The sequence below is a fragment of the uncultured Campylobacter sp. genome, assembly GCF_938045205.1.
GTDB lineage: Bacteria > Campylobacterota > Campylobacteria > Campylobacterales > Campylobacteraceae > Campylobacter_B.
This window is the reverse complement of sequence record NZ_CALIMY010000006.1, coordinates 1-17,273: the sequence shown is the minus strand read 5'-3', so window position 1 is coordinate 17,273 and position 17,273 is coordinate 1. Positions and strand designations below refer to the sequence as shown.

Here is a 17,273-nt window from a genome sequence, read left to right as displayed (position 1 = left end):
GTGCAAATCGAGAAATTTAAAGGCGAACTGCCGAGCGTAACGGCGTTTGATAGGCCTGCGACGATAGAGGCTTAGCGCGCTTTCTAGCTCTTGTGCCAAAGCCTTAATTGCCGTTTATCGCAAACAAAATCGCTAAGTTTTTCTGCGCCAAGAGCTCGTCCGAGAGGCGGTCGTATTCGCCCCCGAGCCCCATTTCTTGCGCCATAGACGGCGGCTCATCGTCCCAAGAGCCCATCGCACCGAATACATCGGCGATCCCCGCTGCGGCAAATGCCCTCAAGCTCGGCTGCGGCAGCGCTGCAAACGAAACGGCGTAATACTCGCCTACGGGGACTTCGCCCCGCAGCGTCTTAAGCGCATTATCAAACGTCTGCGCGAAATTTTCGCAGCCTATCTTGCTCGCAAAATCCCTGATCTGCACTAAAACATTCCCGAATTCTGCGCTGTTATCGCGCGCCTTTAGCGCATCCCGCGGCATCCCGCGCCAAAGGCGCTCGACGTATTTCACATACCAAGCCTTTTTGTCGCGATCGTATTTCCAATCAGGCGTAAAAACGCCGTCAAAGTCCTCGAAGCAGCAAACGATGCCGTTTACGTTCATCCCCGAAAAGCCCAAAAGCGCTCTATCTTTTGCGAAAGTTAAAATACTAAGCCCCGCGTCCTTCAGACCGAGCTTTAGGCACTGCTCTATCCAACGCCGCCGTGCGGAGATCGGCTCGTCCTCGCGCCCTTTTTGCGCGACTTGCTCGGTAAAAAATTTATGCGCCTTTTGCAGAGACGACGAGCCCGTGCTTTCGTCGGCGCCTTTTTTACTAGCCGCTTTTTCATTTGCCGCTTCTTTTCTGTTCGTGCGCTTTTGTTTCACTGCCTCGCCGCTTTCTCTGGCTTCGTCCGTCGCACTGCCCTGCACTGCACCGTACGCATCTTTTTGCTCCGCAGCTTTACTTGCGTCGTTTACGCCGTCCTGCACTGCGCAGCTCGCGCCCTCTGCGGTGCGGAAATGCTCCTTTGCAAACTCAAAATTTAAATATTTTATATATTTTTGATCCTGCGGCAGTGGCTTAGGATTGCCGCGCAGAGCTGATTTTAGCGCGACGCACAGCGCACACGAGAGATATATTTCACCGTTCATAGATATCCTTTAAATTTCGATCGCTCCCGTTCATGTGGCGGATTATTTATGCTCTGCGCCAAAAGCTAGCGGCGGCAAAATTTTAAAATTTTGCGCCTTAGCGACAAATTTAATCACGATAAAATTTGCGCGTGAAGCAAAAACAATCTGCGCAAAGATAGAATTCTCAACCGCCGCGAACATAAATTTAAAAGCCGCCGCATCGAAAAAGGTGCTGCTATAAATTTAAAGCAGCTCGCGCACGGGCACGGATAAAATTCCGAAGCCGAAATCTACAAATGCCACAAACAAGGCGACGCGCGTTAAATTTACGCGCACTTTAAAAATGACAAACCGCTTTAAAAAATTCCAATCGCGCTCGCACTATGAAATTTTAAAAGTGAGCTGTCGCTAAATTTAACCAGGGCGGTACGCTGCGGGATCAAAGATCGCACCGATACCGAGCAAAACGCGCTATGAAATTTTAAAGAGAAGTCGCCGTGCCTACGCTGCCGCCAAATTTAAAATGAACCGATCGCACCGCAAAATTTTAAAAGCAAGCCGTTGCGCCCAAATTAACTAAATTTAAAATGAGGCAATCGCTCCGTTTATGCTACAAATGCCGCTCATCCGCAAGCCGCCGATCACAAGTCCTACGCCGCGAGTGCCCTACGCTACGACGTTTGGAAACTCATAGACCACGCGGCCGCTTTTGATCGTGCATACCGCAGCGCCCGTAAGCTGTTTGCCGAAAAGCGGTGAGTTACGCGATTTGGACTTATTTAGCGCCTCGTCGTAAACGTAGGAAATCTGCGGATCGATGATCGCGACGTCGGCCAAAAGGCCCTCTTTGATCTCGCCCTTGTCCTTTAAATTTAGAATTTTAGCCGGGTTAAACGAGCACAAACGCGCCATGTCTTCAAGGCTGATGACGCCCTCGTTTACGAGCCGCAGCGTAAGCGGTACGAGGGTTTGAAGCCCTAAAATTCCAAACGGCGCGTGGTCGAATTCGACGAATTTATCGTCGGTGTTGTGCGGAGCGTGATCGGTCACGATGGCGTCAATCAGACCGCTTTTAAGCGCCTCTCTGATCGCCTGCACGTCGCTTTGAGTGCGAAGCGGCGGCGACATTTTAAAATTCGTATCGTATCCCATCAACTCGCGCTCGTCGAAGGTGAAGTGATGCGGCGTAGCCTCGCAGGTGACGCGGATGCCCTCGCGCTTAGCCTGCTTTATGAGCTTGAGCGACCACGCCGAGCTTACGTGCGCGATGTGGATGTGCCCGCCCGTCTTTTTGGCAAGCAGCAGATCGCGCGCGATCATGATCTCCTCTTTTTCGCTCGCCATCCCCTTTAGACCGAGGATTGCGCTGACCTTGCCCTCGTTCATCACGCCGCCGTGACAAAGCGAGCAATCCTCGCTGTGATTTATCACGAACGAGCCGAAGTGCGCGGAATATTCGAGCGCCTGTCGCATCACGGAGCTGTCGGTCACTGGCAGCCCATCGTCACTGAAAGCCACGCAGCCCGCCTCGAGCATATCGCCCATCTCGACGATTTTTGCGCCCTTGCAATCCTGCGAGATCGCACCTATCGGCAGTAGATCGATAAGCCCACGCCCCTTAGCCTTGGCGATCATCGCGCGAGTGATGCTGGAGTTGTCGTTTACGGGCCTAGTATTTGCCATCGGAAGGCAGGTCGTCACGCCGCCTGCGACCGCGGTTTCGCTGCCGCTGATGACGTCGTCTTTGTATTCGAGCCCGGGATCTCTAAAATGCACGTGCATATCGATAAGACCCGGCATTACGAGCTTGCCCGCAGCGTCTATGACGCGGTCTGCGGCGAGACACTCGCGCGTGATCTTTGAAATTTTATCGCCTTCGATCAGGACGTTCGCTTCCTCGCTGCCGTTATGATTAACGATCGTGCCGTTTTTTATTAAAATTTTCATCGTGCGCTCCTGTTTAAATTTATCGTATGAAGTATCGCCATTCGCATCGCCTCGCCGTTTTCTACCTGATCTAAAACGCAGCTATAGCGCGGATCGTCGGCTACGTCGGAGTTAATCTCCACGCCGCGATTGATCGGACCGGGGTGCATTATCATAACGCCCTCTTTTGCCGCTTGCATGCGCCTCGCGGTAAGTCCGAAAAATTTCGAGTATTCGCGCACGCTCGGGAAGCTCGGCTCGCCGTCTTGCCGCTCAAGCTGTATTCTAAGCATAATGATGACGTCGGCGCCCTCGATCGCCTCCTCTACGCTTTTGCATATCGGGCAACCGAACGCGTCGCAGTCGCGCAGCATCATCGGAGGGCCGAAGAGCCGCACGTTTATGCCGAGCTTTTGCATCGCCCAGATGTCGCTTCTAGCCACGCGCGAGCGAAATATATCGCCGATGATCGCGACGTTTAAATTCTCGATCCTGCCCTTGTGCTCGCTGATCGTAAAAAGATCCAGCAGCGCCTGGCTCGGGTGTTCGTTCAGCCCGTCGCCTGCATTTACGATCGATGCGTCGCAGTTGGCCGCGACGAATTTCGCCGCGCCCGAGCAGCTGTGGCGCAGCACGAAGATATCCGTGCGCATCGCCTGCATATTTCTGATGGTGTCGATCAGCGTCTCGCCCTTTTTCGTGCTACTGTCCGCAGCGGTGAAATTTACGCTGTCCGCGCCCAGGCGCTTGGCTGCGATCTCAAAGCTCGTGCGGGTGCGGGTGGAGTTTTCAAAAAACGCGTTGATGACCGTCTTGCCGCGAAGCGAGTCGGATTTTTTGACGTCAGAGCGGTTGAGCGCTTTAAACTCGCGCGCCAGATCGATGAAGTCGTAGATGTCCTCGCGGCTCAGATCCTGCGCGCTAAGAAGATGCTTTAGCTTATACATTCCCTCTCCTTTTTTGGGCCGAATTTCAGTCGTAATTGTATAAAAAAATCTCTGATAAAATTTTAAAATTTAAAGAGCTGGGCTCAAATTTAGGCGCGGAATTTTGCTTGAAATTTTATTTGAGTTCGCATACGAAGCGCGAGCGGAATTTCGGGGTAAAATTTAAAAATTTTGAGATTAAATTCGAGCTTTTTGAGCGAAAATTTTAAAAAATCAGCCGCGCCGCTTACGTAAAATTTTAAAGCTTTACGCGCAGCGGGCGGCTAGAAAAACAAAGAATTTAAAGCTGATTTAAATATTTTATATAATTTTTCGTGCTATTTTCTACGGCTTGCTCGCTTTTATCGTAAGTAAAGCCGTATGAGACGAAATTTGGTAGCGCAATCGCGCCGACGAAATTAAACGTAGCCTTAAATGGCGCTAGCACCTCATCCACGCTAAAGCCCACGATGCCGTTTTTAGAATAGTTTGCCTCGGTCGCGCCAAGCGAGATCGCAAGCGCGAATTTTTTGCCTTTAAGCTTACCGCCGCTCTCTGCGCCATAAGCCCAGCCGCGCGTAAAAACATCCTCAAACCACTGCTTAAGAAGCGGCGTGCAGTTTGAAAAACGAAACGGAAACTGAAGCACGATTTTATCGTGGCTTTCGAGCAGTTTTTGCTCCTTTTCCACATCGATTTTAAAATCCGCATAAAGCGCGTAAAGATCATGAAGCTCGAACTTATCAGGATGGGCTAGCACAGAATCCCTCCAGTGGCGGTTTACGAGCGAGTTTGCAATATTTGGATGAACCAAAATAATGAGAGTTTTCATTTTTATCCTTTAAATTTGAAATTGCGGGGCGCATTATAGCCCTACTTCGTAAAATTTTTCTCGTTTTATCGCAAGCAGCCTTAAATTCTAAAGCTTTACCGGCCGCCACCTGCTTATCTTTACAGCAGCCTCAAAGAGTGCAAGTTTTAAATTCTAAACTTTCATCCACTACTCGCGCTTTATTTAGAAATGCTCGCCCTTGGGGCACTCGTCGCGTTTTGCAGAGATTTACTACTTTTTTGTAAGTGTTCATCGCACCATTGCGGAAGCTCGCGCGAGTAAAATTTTAACGAAACCGCCGCGCATGGGAAATTTTAATAAAATTTAGCATCGCTTCTCTGCAAGCATTTGCCACAACAAATAAAATTTAGATGAAATCTAGCCGTGCTTTAAACTATAAAACCTTGCCATCGGTTCCGTCGTCGGGCTGTAGGTGCTCATCGCGCTCTTATGAATGTCTGCCCCCTTTCGTTCAGGCTCGTTACGCTCCTGCGGAGGCTTGCCACTTCCTTGCGGGTGGTAGTTGCAACAAAAAATTTTGAGTAAAATTTAGCGCCGCTTAAATTCTAAAGCTTTGCCCGCTGCTCTCGTCATCAGACTCCAAGCGATCATCGCGCTCCTGCGAGCGTCCGCTGCGCGACTCCTGTCTGGGCTGCACGCCAAAGCCCTCCAAGACCTTGCCTAGGCTTTCATTAGCGTCCTTGATAATGCCTTGCAGGCTCTGCCCCATTTGATCAAGATTTTTGCCCACCTCATGCGCCGCCGCCTCGCCCTGCTTTATCAGATCCTCTATCCTGTCCGCGTTGCGAGCGGCGAAATCGTTCAGCGCTTCGGGCGCCTTTTTCTGCAAATTTTGCAAGGCCTCGCCCAAAACTTTAGCATCGTTTGCAAGCTCGTCTATCGTGGAGTTAAGATCGGAGTTTTGCTTGCGCTCAAAATCCTGCGGCGCGGAATTTTGCGCGGAGCTTTGCGTAGAGCTACCCGCGCTTTTATTAAAATTTTGCCCTTGATTACCCGCGCTAAAATTTTGTTCCGAACGCGTGCTTTGCTCGCGATCTTGCGCGTCTGATCCGCCGTCGCAGCCGCTTAAAACGCACGCCGCGACTAGCGCTAAAGTAAAATTTCGCACCGCATTTAAAAAGCTAAAATCGTTTATAAAATTAAAATTTCTAGCGCGACCCGCCGAGATGAAATTTAGTCCGCCCTGCGCTGAGATAAAATTTTGCCCGTCGCTAGCCCGAGTAAAATTCTGCCCGCCCTGCGTCGAAGTAAAATTTCGCGCACCGCCTGCCGAAACAAAATTTTGCTCTCGCTCAAAGCCCCGCTCGCCGCTAGCTCGGATAAAATTCTGCGCCGAATCGCCTCCACACCCTTTCAAAATTCGTCTTTTCAAAATCCGCTCCTTTAAATTTCATCCCTCGCAGGCGCGCTTGGAAGCCGCCCGAAAAACAGATCGCTTCTAAGCTTTAAAAGCAAGCAGATAGCGATATCGGCGCTTTGTTCGCGGATGTAGTTTCGATCGCCTTTTAGATGAAATTCCCCGACGATCTGTTTGCCGCCCTGCTCCTTCGCGCCGATGAAGACCGTCCCCACGGGCTTTTGCGCGCTTCCGCCGCCGGGGCCTGCGATACCGCTTACCGCAAGAGCGAAGCTTGCCCCGCTGCTTTGCAGCGCGCCTTCAAGCATCTCGCCCACGGTCTGCGCGCTGACCGCGCCGTAGCGAGCGAGCGTATCTTCGCCTACGTTGAGCCAGAGATTTTTTATCTCGTTGGCGTAGCTTACGAGCGAACCGTCAAAAACGTCGCTCACGCCCGCAACCGCGCCGAATTTTGCGGCGATGAGCCCTGCGGTGCAGCTTTCGGCAAAAGTGATCTTAGCGCCTATTTCGCGCAGTCTATCCACCACGAAGCCCATAAAATCGCCGCCTTCGATGTAGCAGCTCTCATAATACTTGCCGACGCTCTGCAAAAACGCGTCCAACGCTCCGAATTTCATCGCACTGGCGCGCACTAGCAGCAAAAAGGAGCTGGGCCTACTGATCGTAAGCGAAATTTTATAACTGATCGCAAGGCTTTCTAGGCGCTGCTTTACGCTTTCGTATTCGCAATCAAATAGATAGAAGCTCTCGCCCGCGTTCGGCGCGTCTTGAAGGATTGGCGGCAGGCTTTGCAAGCAAAGTGCCTTGATAACGTTTACCGAGCAGCCTCTGACGTTTAGCAGGAAGCTGTTTTTCGCCACCGTGCGCGCCATCGAGGGCGCTAGGGTTTCTCCGTTTTTCAGCTCAAGCGAATCGAAAGAGAGCGTCGATAAAATTTTACCTACGACCGCGTAGGCGGAGTTTGCCGCAAAGATCGTGATAAAATCGTATGAATCGATCATCTTTTCAAGCGCGAAGGGCAAAACCTTATCGTTTTCGCTTAAGAATTTCAGATCGTCGATCCGCCCGAAAACTCGTTCGTAGCTGCGAGAAATATAGCTCATCAAAGCCGCGTCGTAGCGGATCTCCTCGCCGATTACAAGGATAATATTTTTCATAAAGACCCTCATTAAATTTTCGCACATTATAGCATAAACGCAGACTGCTCTTTCAGAGCTTTTTAATGGCGTTTTGGATAAACTTCACAAATTTTTTAAGACACGAAAAGGTACAAATATGGACTACAAAGATACTCTCTTTCTTCCTACTACGGATTTTGCGATGCGAGGCGCACTGCCGCAAAACGAACCTGCGCGGTTTAAGGCATGGTACGACGAGCGTAAAATTTACGAAAAGATGAAGGCTAAACGCAGGGGCGCAAGCGTCAGCTTCAATATCCACGACGGCCCGCCGTATGCCAACGGACACCTCCACATCGGCCACGCACTGAATAAAATTTTAAAAGACATCATCACCAAAACCCATTATTTCTTCGGCGAGGAGATCCGCTACGTGCCGGGTTGGGACTGCCACGGCCTGCCGATCGAGCAGCAAGTAGAGATCAAACTAGGTGAGCAGAAAAAATCGCTTTCAAAAGTGCAGATCCGCGAGCTTTGCAGACAGCACGCCAAAGAATTTATCGACGTGCAGCGCAATGAATTTAAAGATATGGGGATTTTGGGCGACTGGGACGACCCGTATCTGACACTAAAATTTGAGTTTGAGGCTGAAATTTACAAGGCGCTCTGCCAGATCGCAAAAAAAGGAATTCTAATCGAGCGCTCAAAGCCCGTGTTTTGGAGCTGGGCGGCAAAGAGCGCGCTCGCAGAAGCCGAGGTCGAATACAAAGACAAAGAGGACTACTCGATCTTCGTGGCGTTCGATCTGAGTGACGAAGCGAACGCTAAAATAGGCGCGAAAGGCGCCAAAGCGGTCATCTGGACGACCACGCCTTGGACGCTGCCCGCAAACGGCGCGATATCTTTGAACCCGAATGAAATTTACGCGCTGACGAGCGAAAATTTAATCTTTGCAAAACCTTTGGTCGAAAGCCTCGTAAGCCTGGGCATCACGAGGGGCGAGATCGTAAAAGAATTTAAGGCTGCCGAGCTTGAAGGCTTAAACGCGATCAACCCTCTAAACGATAGGGCTTCGAAATTTATCCTCGGCGAGCACGTCCTGATGGACGGCGGCACCGGGCTCGTGCATACGGCTCCGGGGCACGGCGAGGACGATTATTTCGTAGGGCTTAAATACGGCATCGAAGTGCTGATGCCGGTGGATGAGGGCGGCTGTTTCGATCAAACTCTTAAAACCAAAAAACTCTTCCGCGCAGACGTCGTAGATGAGCTCGTAGGGATGCATATTTTCAAAGCAAACGAGAGAATTTTACAGCTTTTAGGCCCTGCGCTTATCAAATCCGGTAAATTCGTCCACTCCTATCCGCACTGCTGGCGCACGCACAAGCCGGTGATCTACCGCGCGACGAAGCAGTGGTTTATCGCGATGGACGAGCCTAAACTCAGCGGCAAAACGCTGCGCCAAGTGGCATTAGAAGAGATCGAAAAGGTTAAATTTTATCCGCAAAGCGGCATCAACCGCCTAAGCTCGATGATAGAAAACCGCCCCGATTGGTGTATCTCGCGCCAAAGAGATTGGGGCGTGCCGATCGCGTTTTTCCGCGATAAAAGCACCAAAGAGCCAATATTCGACGAAAAAATTTTAAATAATATCTACGAAATTTTTAAGGCTAAGGGCGCGGATGCTTGGTGGCAGATGGAAATTTCGGAGCTTTTGCCTCAGGATAGCGGCTATAAGTCTGAAAATTTAGAAAAGGTGATGGATATCTTAGACGTTTGGTTCGATAGCGGCTCGACGTGGAAAGCGGTGCTACAAAGCGGCGCCTACGATGCAGGCAAATTCCCTGCAGATATGTATCTTGAGGGCAGCGACCAACACCGCGGCTGGTTTCAAAGCTCACTGCTTCTAAGCTGCGCGATTAACGAATGCGCGCCGTACAAGAGCATCCTCACACACGGATTTACCGTCGATGAGAAGGGTCAAAAGATGAGCAAGTCCGTCGGAAACGTCGTCTATCCGCAAGAGGTCGCAAAGAGCCACGGCGTGGAAATTTTACGCCTTTGGGTCGCGATGAGCGATTACTCGACCGATCTGAAGATCAGCGACAATATCCTTAAGCAGGTAAGCGAGCAGTACCGCAAAATCCGAAATACTATAAGATTTATGCTCGCAAGCACCAGCGATTTAAATGAGATCGAGACGAGTAATTTTACGCGGCTTGACCGCTGGATCCTAACGCGCGCGGCAAACGCCTTTTCGAGCGCGGAAGCGGCGTTTAGAAACTATGATTTTTCAAAAGGCTTCAACGCCTTGCTAAATTTCTTAAGCGCCGATCTGAGCGGAATTTATCTTGATATTTGCAAAGACAGGCTCTACTGCGACGCACCCGACGAGCCGCGCCGTAGAAGCGCGCAAAGCGCGATCGCACTGATTACGCGAGCGCTGCTGCCTCTGATCGCTCCTACGCTAACCTACACGATCGACGAAGTGATGCAGTTTGCGCCGAATATCATCAAAGAGGGCAAGGAAGACGTTTTTGATCTGATCTACAAGCCGATAGAATTTGACGATTTCATAGAATTTGACGAAATTCTAATCAAATCGAGGGAGAAATTTTTCGAGCTTATCGACGCGCTTAAAAAGGACAAGATCATCAAATCGACGCTTGAGCTGGTTTTGCAGACGAGCTCGAACGAAATTTTATCAAACGACATCCTAGGCGTGGCGGATTGGTTTATGGTAAGCGACGTGGACACTCTGCAAAGCGAGGAGGCTCTGGCGGAGTTTAAGATAAACGACGAAATTTTCCGCCTCGTAAAATCCTCTAAACACAAATGCCCGAGATGCTGGAAATTTAACGCAAAAGAGCCTGATGAGCTCTGCCCGCGCTGCGCAAAGGTCATGCATGCTCGCTAGTCCCATAAGTCTCGGCTTCGTATTTTTTACGATCGCGCTGATCTGCGTAGCAACGGGCGTGGGGATCTATTTCGTGAATAAATTTAAGGATGGCAGATGATAAGTTTGAAAGAGGCTCTAAAGCTGAGCGCGGATGAAATTTCGGCGCTTAGAGCGGAGCTAAAGGATAAAATTTTAAAAACCAAAGAGCTCGGCGCCTACGTCGAGCAGCTTACGGGCGAGGCTCTAAACATCAGCGGCGAAGGGATTCCGATCGCGATCAAAGATAACATTCAGGTAAAAGATTGGAGTGTCACTTCGGCGAGCAAAATTTTGCAAGGCTATGTTGCGCCATACGACGCGACGGTGATTAAAAAGCTACGCGAGCGCGGTTTGGCGCCGTTTGGGCGAACGAATATGGATGAGTTTGCGATGGGAAGCACGACCGAAAGCTCATTCTACGGCAAAACTCTCAATCCGACCGATCACTCGCGCGTACCCGGCGGCAGTAGCGGTGGAAGCGCGGCTGCCGTAGCGGCAAATATCGCCATAGCCGCACTCGGAAGCGATACGGGCGGCTCGATCCGCCAGCCGGCGGCATTTTGCGGCTGCGTAGGCTTTAAGCCGAGCTACGGCAGAGTCAGCCGCTACGGGCTTGCAGCGTATTCGAGCAGCCTCGATCAGATAGGACCGATCACGCGCAGCGTCGAGGACGCGGCGATCTTATACGACATCATCGCAGGCCGCGACGAGATGGATAGCACGAGCTACGCGGGCGCTTACGAAAGCACCGCGGATAAGCTAAACGCCGATCGCAAGCTTAAGATCGCCGTTATAAAAAATTATATTGACGAAGCCTCGCAGCAGGTCAAAGAGGCTCTAAATTTGACTATAGAAAAGCTAAAATCATTCGGACACGAGATCGTTTATCGCGATCTTTGCAGCTCCAAATACGACATAGCGACCTACTACATCATCGCAACCGCCGAGGCTAGCGCAAATTTAAGTCGCTACGACGGCGTGCGCTACGGAAACCGCGCAAAGGCTCTAAATTTAAAAGAGCTCTACGCCAACACCCGCGGCGAAGGATTTGGCGACGAGGTCAAGCGCCGTATGCTTCTAGGCACCTTCGTGCTAAGCAGCGGCTACTACGACGCGTATTACATCAAAGCGCAGAAGGCAAGAGCCTTCATCAAAAGCGAATATGAGGAAATTTTAAAAGACGCCGATTTGATCTTTATGCCGATTGCGCCGGGCGTGGCGTATAAATTCGGCGAGCTTAGCGATCCGCTTCGCGCGTATCTTAGCGACATCTACACGATCGGTGTAAATTTAGCGGGGCTTCCCGCAATCTCCGTGCCGGTAGCGAAAAACAAAGAGGCTCTTAATATCAGTGCGCAGCTCATCGGGCGCGCTTACGACGAACAAACGGTGCTGGACGGCGGCTTGAGTTTAGAAAAAATCGTGAAAGGATAAGTATGAAGATCGTCAAAAAGGCTCTGACCTTCGAGGATGTTTTGTTGGTACCGCAATACTCTGAAATTTTACCCAAAGAGGTCGATATCAGCACGAGTTTTACGAAAAATATCACGCTAAATACCCCTCTCGTGAGTGCTGCAATGGATACGGTCACCGAGTACCGCACTGCGATAATGATGGCACGCCTCGGCGGCATCGGCGTGATCCATAAAAATATGGACGAGGACTCCCAAGCCAAGATGGTTCGCCGCGTAAAAAAGAGCGAAAGCGGCGTCATAATCGATCCTATCTCGATCAAGGCGGACGCCACGATCAAAGACGCTCTCGATCTGATGAGCGAGTACCATATCAGCGGCATTCCCGTTATCGACGACAACGGCGTGCTGATTGGAATTTTGACCAATCGCGACCTGCGCTTTGAAACAGACACCGCCGCGCTTGTGGGCGAAAAGATGACCAAGGCTCCACTAATTACCGCTCCGAAGGGTTGCACGCTTGATGACGCAGAGAAAATTTTTAGAAACAATAAGGTAGAAAAGCTTCCGATAATCGACGCAAACGGCCATTTAGAAGGGCTTATTACGATTAAAGATCTTAAAAAGCGCATCGAATATCCAAGCGCTAATAAAGACAAATTCGGCCGCCTTCGCGTCGCCGCGGCGATTGGCGTAGGCCATCTGCAAAGAGCCGAAGCTCTCGTCAAAGCGGGCGTCGATGCGCTTGTGATGGACTCCGCGCACGGACACTCCAAAGGCATTATCGACACGCTTAAGGAGCTGAAGCGAAATTTTGACGTGGACGTAGTGGTCGGAAACGTCGCAAACCCCGCCAGCATAAAGGATATCGCAAACGCGGGAGCAGACGCGATTAAAGTAGGTATCGGCCCGGGCTCGATCTGCACTACGCGCATCGTAGCGGGCGTGGGCGTGCCGCAGTTTACCGCGATCAACGATTGCGCGATCGAGGCGGCTAAATTTGGAATTCCGATCATCGCAGACGGCGGCATCAAATACTCGGGCGACATCGCCAAAGCTCTAGCTGCGGGCGCAAGCTCGGTGATGATGGGAAGCCTGCTTGCGGGCTGCTACGAAACCCCGGGCGAGCTCATTACGTTTCAGGGCCGCCAGTACAAAACCTACCGCGGCATGGGCTCCTTAGCGGCGATGCAGAAGGGAAGCTCGGATCGCTACTTTCAAGACGGCACCGCAAAAGAAAAGCTCGTACCCGAGGGCGTCGAGGGGCGCGTACCTTACGCGGGCATGTTAAAAGACGTGATCTTTCAGCTGCTAGGCGGCTTGCGAAGCTCGATGGGATACTGCGGCAGCAAGGATATCGCGACCTTTCAGCAAAAGGCGGAATTCGTCGAGATCACGAGCGCAGGTCTTAAAGAAAGCCACGTCCACGACGTCATCATCACGCAGGAAGCGCCGAATTACCGAGTCAATCAGTGATCCTTCAAAGTAAAATTCAAAATTTTGACGAGCCGCTCTATCTAGAGAGCGGCCGCGTCTTTTCCAACTTCAAGCTCGCCTATGAAACCTACGGCGAGCTAAACCCGGACAAATCAAACGTCATCGTCATCTGCCACGCCCTAACCGGCTCCGCGCACGCCGCGGGACTTTACGAAGGCGACGTTAAGCCCGGCTGGTGGGACGGGCTCATCGGCGATCATAAAGCGGTCGATACGACAAAATTTTTCGTCATCTGCATAAACATTTTAGCTTCGCCGTTTGGCTCGACATGCCCGCTCGATGTCGATGAAAGCAGAGGCCGCGAGTACCGCTTGCGCTTTCCGGTAGTGGTCGTCTCAGACGTCGTGCGCGCGCAGATGATGCTTTTAAAGCGCCTCGGCATCGCCCGCGCCCGCGCCGTTATCGGCGGCAGCCTAGGCGGCATGCAGGCGCTGTGCTATGCGATCGAATATCCGGAATTTGCGGATGAAATTTTCGTACTCGCAAGCACCTACGCTACGCAGCCTTGGGCGATCGCGTTTAATAAGATCGCGACCGAGGCCATCTTGCGCGATCCGAGCTTTAAAAACGGCAACTACGATAAAAATCTGATCGCCGAGCGCGGGCTTGACGGCATGGCGGTAGGGCGCATGGCGGGGCATATAAGTTTTTTAAGCCCAAGTTCGATGCAGGATAAATTTGGGCGCAACTACGTTGAAACCGACGGTCTTTACGAGATCAACGGGCGCTTTCAGGTGGATCGCTACCTTGAATACAACGGCGAAAATTTCGCGCGCAGGTTCGATCCGCTGTGCTATCTCTACATCGCTAAGATGATGAATATATTTGATTGCACGCGCCACTACGGCAATCTCAAAAACGCCTGCGCGCAGATCAGATCGCGCCTGCACCTCATCTCTTTCAAGGGCGACGTGCTCTTTCCGCCGGGGCTAATGAAAGAAATTTACGATGCGATGAGCGATCTGGGCAAAAAGGATCGCGCGAGCTACGCGCAGATCGACAGCGACTACGGACACGACGCGTTTTTGGTCGAGATAGAAAAATTTGATTACATCATAAAAAGGATTTTGGATGAGTTTTGAAGAAAAAATGGAGAAGATTAGCGCGCTTTTAAAGAGCCTAAACGAGAAGGATCTAAGCCTAGAAGAGAGCGTAAAGCTGTATAAACAGGGCGTCGCGCTGCTAAAGGAGGCGAAGGAAATTTTAGAAAACGCCAAGCTCGAGGTTGCCGAAATAAACGCGCCCGAGCAGGCTTAGGAGGCGACGATGATAAATGTATGCGTTTTACAGCTACCGACGCTTTCGATGAGCGAAAATCGGATCGATTACTATATGAAGGTCGCCAAAGACAACGGCGCGCGGATCGTGCTGCTGGGCGAATATGAGCTAAATTCCTTCTTTAGCGAGCTTAAAAAGATGCCCCGCTCCATCGCGTGCGAACAGAGCGAGCATAAGCAGGAGCTGATGGCGCGGCTGGCTGCCAAATACGACCTACATATCGTAGCGCCAATAATCAGAGCCGCTAGCGGCGCGATTTTGAGGGAAGCGGGCATTTTCGGCGGCGCGACTCAAAAAAGCGCACGCTGCGGCGAAAATTCCGTAAGCCTTAAAAGCAAGCCTGGTTGCAAGAGCGAGCTAAATTCCAAGAGCGATTTAAATTCCAACGATGGTTCAAATTCTAAAGGCACTTTAAATTCCAAAAACGAGCAGAATTGCAAAGGCGGCTTAAATTCCTGCGGCGCGCACGCTTTAAATTTCAAAGCCGCAAATTCCGCGGACGGTTTAAATTTAAGCGCTCCGATCCCGAGTAACTCGAACGCTTCAGATTTAAAAGCCGAAAGCCAAAAAGACGCGAGCGAAGAGGAGATCTTTTGCGCGAGCGAAAACGAGCCCATCTGGGTGAAATCCTGCGCGAAATTTTCGCCCTCGGAGGTGAAATTTTACGATCAAAATATCCTGATGGACTATCCGCACTGGAACGAAGATGGTTTTTTCGCCAACCGCAAAAGCCGCAAAATCGGTAAAATTTCGCCGATGATCTTTAGCGAGGGCGGCGTGAAATTCGGCGTCTGCTTCGGCTATGAGGCGCATTTTGACGTATTTTGGCGCTATTTTATGCAGAAAAACGTCGGCTGCGTGCTCGTGCCGTGCGCCTCGACCTTCGAAAGCGGCGGACGCTGGCGCGAGCTTTTGAAGATGCGCGCGTTTACGAACTCGCTCTACGTCATCCGCGCCAACCGCATCGGCGAGGCGAAATTCGGCGAAAGCGAGTTTAAATTTTACGGCGAGAGCTTCGTCGTAACCCCTAGCGGCGAGATCGCAAACGAGCTGAAAAACGAAGAGGGCGTGCTGATGTGCGAAGTGGACGCGGACGAGATCGCTGCGGCGCGCGGGCTGTGGAAATTCCGAAAAAATCTAGTCGGCAGGGGGCTTTTATGAACTACTTTCACAGACAGATCCAGCTTTGGGGCGAGCAGACGCAGCGCGCGCTTGCGGATAAGCGCATCCTAATCATCGGCGCAGGCGGGCTTGGAAGCAGCCTTTCTTACGCTCTGGGCGCAAGCGGCATCGGGCGAATCAGCGTCGTGGATTTCGATACGGTGGCGCTTCACAACATCCACAGGCAAATTTTATTCACACTCGAAGACGAGGGCAAATTTAAAGCGGACGTTTTTAAAAGCCGCACGGAAAGCCGCTACGACGGCGTGAGCGTCGAGGTGCATAAGAGCCGCGCGGAGGAATTTTTCGCTAGCGCGATAGGCTCGGGCGAGAAATTTGATCTCATTTTGGATGCGACCGATAATCTCGCTACGCGCGCGCAGATCGATGCATTTGCTAAGCAAATAGGCGTGCCGTGGGTGTTCGCGTCGGTGGACAGCTGGCAGTGCCAAGTCTGCTTCGTGCAGAATGCGGATTTTAAATTTTTCCCGAGCCTAAACGCGACGCCTGCGGGCATAACGGCTGCGATCGTGATGTTTGCGGCGAGCTTTGAGGCAAACCTCGCTCTGCGCTATCTAGCGGGGCTCGAGGTCGAAAAAGACCTGCTTTACTACGCGAACTTTTTCGGCGGCGAGCTGGAAGTTAGGAAGATAAAATTGTAGTTTTGGCTCGGGCTAGTTTAAATTTAAGCCCGAGCTTGTGGGTTGACTTTATATCAAAAAGCTAACTTTGAGTATGTTGATTTAACTCTTCTTCTGTCATTTCACTCTCCTTAATATCTAGTTTTCATAAGATTCTTTTATTGCATTTTTTATCTCATCGGATGGGATCTCATCTATATATTTATCCAGCTTTTTTAAATTATCTTTATACGGCCGATCAAGCTTACGACCGTCTTTATCTCTGGTATACATATGGATGGATACCGCTTCCATTTCATTTAACTCGCTTGCAAATTTCGTATATTCATAAACATCTTTAAATGTAGAATTTCTATCTTTGCAATATTTGCGATATACCGTCGTTATAAGCGAAATTTCACTTTTAGGTATATAATAAGTTGCATCGTAGTTTATTTTATAATAACTATCCAAACTATATATATAGTTTCTATGACAATCATCATATTTTCGTTTTAGAAATTCCGGACTCGGTTGTCCACCTACGTTATACTGCATAAGCAGCTTTAAAATCGGTTCGTAATTTGGAGTGCCCGGAAATGTATCATACAATGAAAAATCATATTCGGTAATATCAAATCCGTCCGTCGGTTCCGCTTTATCATTTAATATTCCTTCAGGCACGACCTTTTTAATATCGTTTCCGTACCTTAGACCTACCGTAGAGTTTTGAAATTTCCAAATATATGGCTTGTAGCCGCTTTCTAACGCCATCTTTGCTATCTCATACATATTCGTATTCGTAAGATATGAAAAGAAATAATTCGGCTCTCCTATACTAATCATAGGGTAGTCGGTATCATAAATCAACGTAAAATTTCCATCGTCACTTATTTGCAAAGATTTTATATGGTTATAATTCGGCGGAAGCAGCCTATTTCTAACGACCTCCGCCTCTTCAAATTTAACGCCGTTGTCTAAAAGCAGTCTTACCGCTTTAGTAGCATTATTTTCTATAGCATAAGCCATAGCGGATAGCTTGTATTCGTCTTTTTTATGTATATCCGCACCTA

At 50.4% G+C, this 17,273-nt stretch carries 14 protein-coding genes and 1 pseudogene; 8 read left to right on the top strand and 7 right to left on the bottom strand.

Annotated features, from left to right (window positions below):
* Window positions 1-103 precede the first annotated feature (103 nt).
* The 3 genes from Q0198_RS00430 to Q0198_RS00420 form a co-directional block, all read right to left on the bottom strand.
* A complete protein-coding gene (locus tag Q0198_RS00430) occupies window positions 104-1,132 on the bottom strand; it encodes a hypothetical protein (protein ID WP_297893739.1) in 1,029 nt (342 codons plus the stop codon).
* A 648-nt stretch (window positions 1,133-1,780) separates the two neighbouring features.
* The gene (locus Q0198_RS00425; RefSeq protein WP_297893737.1) at window positions 1,781-3,061 is read right to left on the bottom strand and encodes a dihydroorotase; all 1,281 of its coding nucleotides are present in this window, start codon (window positions 3,059-3,061) and stop codon (window positions 1,781-1,783) included.
* Complete coding sequence (locus Q0198_RS00420) at window positions 3,058-3,987, bottom strand: aspartate carbamoyltransferase catalytic subunit (RefSeq protein WP_297893734.1); 930 nt, start codon at window positions 3,985-3,987, stop codon at window positions 3,058-3,060. Before Q0198_RS00420 ends, Q0198_RS00425 begins: the two co-directional genes overlap by 4 nt.
* A 35-nt stretch (window positions 3,988-4,022) precedes the next feature.
* Here Q0198_RS00420 and Q0198_RS00415 point away from each other — a divergent pair, with 35 nt between their 5' ends.
* Window positions 4,023-4,196 (top strand): hypothetical protein, encoded by a 174-nt coding sequence (locus Q0198_RS00415; RefSeq protein WP_297893731.1) that lies wholly within the window; start codon window positions 4,023-4,025, stop codon window positions 4,194-4,196.
* A 71-nt stretch (window positions 4,197-4,267) separates the two neighbouring features.
* On the opposite strand, the gene Q0198_RS00410 is transcribed toward Q0198_RS00415, so the two are convergent.
* The 3 genes from Q0198_RS00410 to Q0198_RS00400 form a co-directional block, all read right to left on the bottom strand.
* Complete coding sequence (locus Q0198_RS00410; RefSeq protein ID WP_297893728.1) at window positions 4,268-4,798, bottom strand: NAD(P)H-dependent oxidoreductase; 531 nt, start codon at window positions 4,796-4,798, stop codon at window positions 4,268-4,270.
* 559 nt (window positions 4,799-5,357) lie between these two features.
* Complete coding sequence (locus Q0198_RS00405; protein ID WP_297893725.1) at window positions 5,358-6,191, bottom strand: hypothetical protein; 834 nt, start codon at window positions 6,189-6,191, stop codon at window positions 5,358-5,360.
* Between the two features lie 11 nt (window positions 6,192-6,202).
* Window positions 6,203-7,333 (bottom strand): CinA family protein, encoded by a 1,131-nt coding sequence (locus tag Q0198_RS00400; protein WP_297893722.1) that lies wholly within the window; start codon window positions 7,331-7,333, stop codon window positions 6,203-6,205.
* Window positions 7,334-7,451: 118 nt separating this feature from the next.
* Here Q0198_RS00400 and ileS point away from each other — a divergent pair, with 118 nt between their 5' ends.
* From ileS to Q0198_RS00365, 7 genes are all read left to right on the top strand, one after another.
* Entirely contained in the window at window positions 7,452-10,211 is a 2,760-nt protein-coding gene (gene ileS, locus Q0198_RS00395) for an isoleucine--tRNA ligase (protein WP_297893720.1), read from the top strand.
* 96 nt (window positions 10,212-10,307) lie between these two features.
* Window positions 10,308-11,666, top strand: a complete 1,359-nt coding sequence (gatA, locus tag Q0198_RS00390) for an Asp-tRNA(Asn)/Glu-tRNA(Gln) amidotransferase subunit GatA (RefSeq protein ID WP_297893718.1) — start codon at window positions 10,308-10,310, stop codon at window positions 11,664-11,666.
* Window positions 11,667-11,668: 2 nt separating this feature from the next.
* Complete coding sequence (guaB, locus tag Q0198_RS00385) at window positions 11,669-13,120, top strand: IMP dehydrogenase (RefSeq protein WP_177386726.1); 1,452 nt, start codon at window positions 11,669-11,671, stop codon at window positions 13,118-13,120.
* Window positions 13,117-14,223: a homoserine O-acetyltransferase gene (locus Q0198_RS00380; protein ID WP_297893715.1), complete on the top strand. Its 1,107-nt coding sequence runs from the start codon at window positions 13,117-13,119 to the stop codon at window positions 14,221-14,223. Before guaB ends, Q0198_RS00380 begins: the two co-directional genes overlap by 4 nt.
* Window positions 14,213-14,398: an exodeoxyribonuclease VII small subunit gene (xseB, locus tag Q0198_RS00375; protein ID WP_297893712.1), complete on the top strand. Its 186-nt coding sequence runs from the start codon at window positions 14,213-14,215 to the stop codon at window positions 14,396-14,398. The genes Q0198_RS00380 and xseB overlap by 11 nt, the downstream gene beginning before the upstream one ends.
* A 9-nt stretch (window positions 14,399-14,407) precedes the next feature.
* Complete coding sequence (locus Q0198_RS00370) at window positions 14,408-15,580, top strand: carbon-nitrogen hydrolase family protein (protein WP_297893708.1); 1,173 nt, start codon at window positions 14,408-14,410, stop codon at window positions 15,578-15,580.
* Entirely contained in the window at window positions 15,577-16,242 is a 666-nt protein-coding gene (locus Q0198_RS00365; RefSeq protein WP_297893704.1) for a ThiF family adenylyltransferase, read from the top strand. The genes Q0198_RS00370 and Q0198_RS00365 overlap by 4 nt, the downstream gene beginning before the upstream one ends.
* A gap of 117 nt (window positions 16,243-16,359) precedes the next feature.
* Here the strand turns inward: Q0198_RS00365 and Q0198_RS00360 are convergent.
* A pseudogene (locus Q0198_RS00360) lies at window positions 16,360-17,273 on the bottom strand (hypothetical protein); the annotation flags it as partial.

Bases quoted from the DNA above. Each gene is read 5' to 3' on its own strand.
- Q0198_RS00430 (WP_297893739.1), bottom strand. From the start codon at position 1,132: ATGAACGGTGAAATATATCTCTCGTGTGCGCTGTGCGTCGCGCTAAAA.
- Q0198_RS00425 (WP_297893737.1), bottom strand. From the start codon at position 3,061: ATGAAAATTTTAATAAAAAACGGCACGATCGTTAATCATAACGGCAGC.
- Q0198_RS00420 (WP_297893734.1), bottom strand. From the start codon at position 3,987: ATGTATAAGCTAAAGCATCTTCTTAGCGCGCAGGATCTGAGCCGCGAG.
- Q0198_RS00410 (WP_297893728.1), bottom strand. From the start codon at position 4,798: ATGAAAACTCTCATTATTTTGGTTCATCCAAATATTGCAAACTCGCTC.
- Q0198_RS00400 (WP_297893722.1), bottom strand. From the start codon at position 7,333: ATGAAAAATATTATCCTTGTAATCGGCGAGGAGATCCGCTACGACGCG.
- ileS (WP_297893720.1), top strand. From the start codon at position 7,452: ATGGACTACAAAGATACTCTCTTTCTTCCTACTACGGATTTTGCGATG.
- gatA (WP_297893718.1), top strand. From the start codon at position 10,308: ATGATAAGTTTGAAAGAGGCTCTAAAGCTGAGCGCGGATGAAATTTCG.
- guaB (WP_177386726.1), top strand. From the start codon at position 11,669: ATGAAGATCGTCAAAAAGGCTCTGACCTTCGAGGATGTTTTGTTGGTA.
- xseB (WP_297893712.1), top strand. From the start codon at position 14,213: ATGAGTTTTGAAGAAAAAATGGAGAAGATTAGCGCGCTTTTAAAGAGC.
- Q0198_RS00370 (WP_297893708.1), top strand. From the start codon at position 14,408: ATGATAAATGTATGCGTTTTACAGCTACCGACGCTTTCGATGAGCGAA.
- Q0198_RS00365 (WP_297893704.1), top strand. From the start codon at position 15,577: ATGAACTACTTTCACAGACAGATCCAGCTTTGGGGCGAGCAGACGCAG.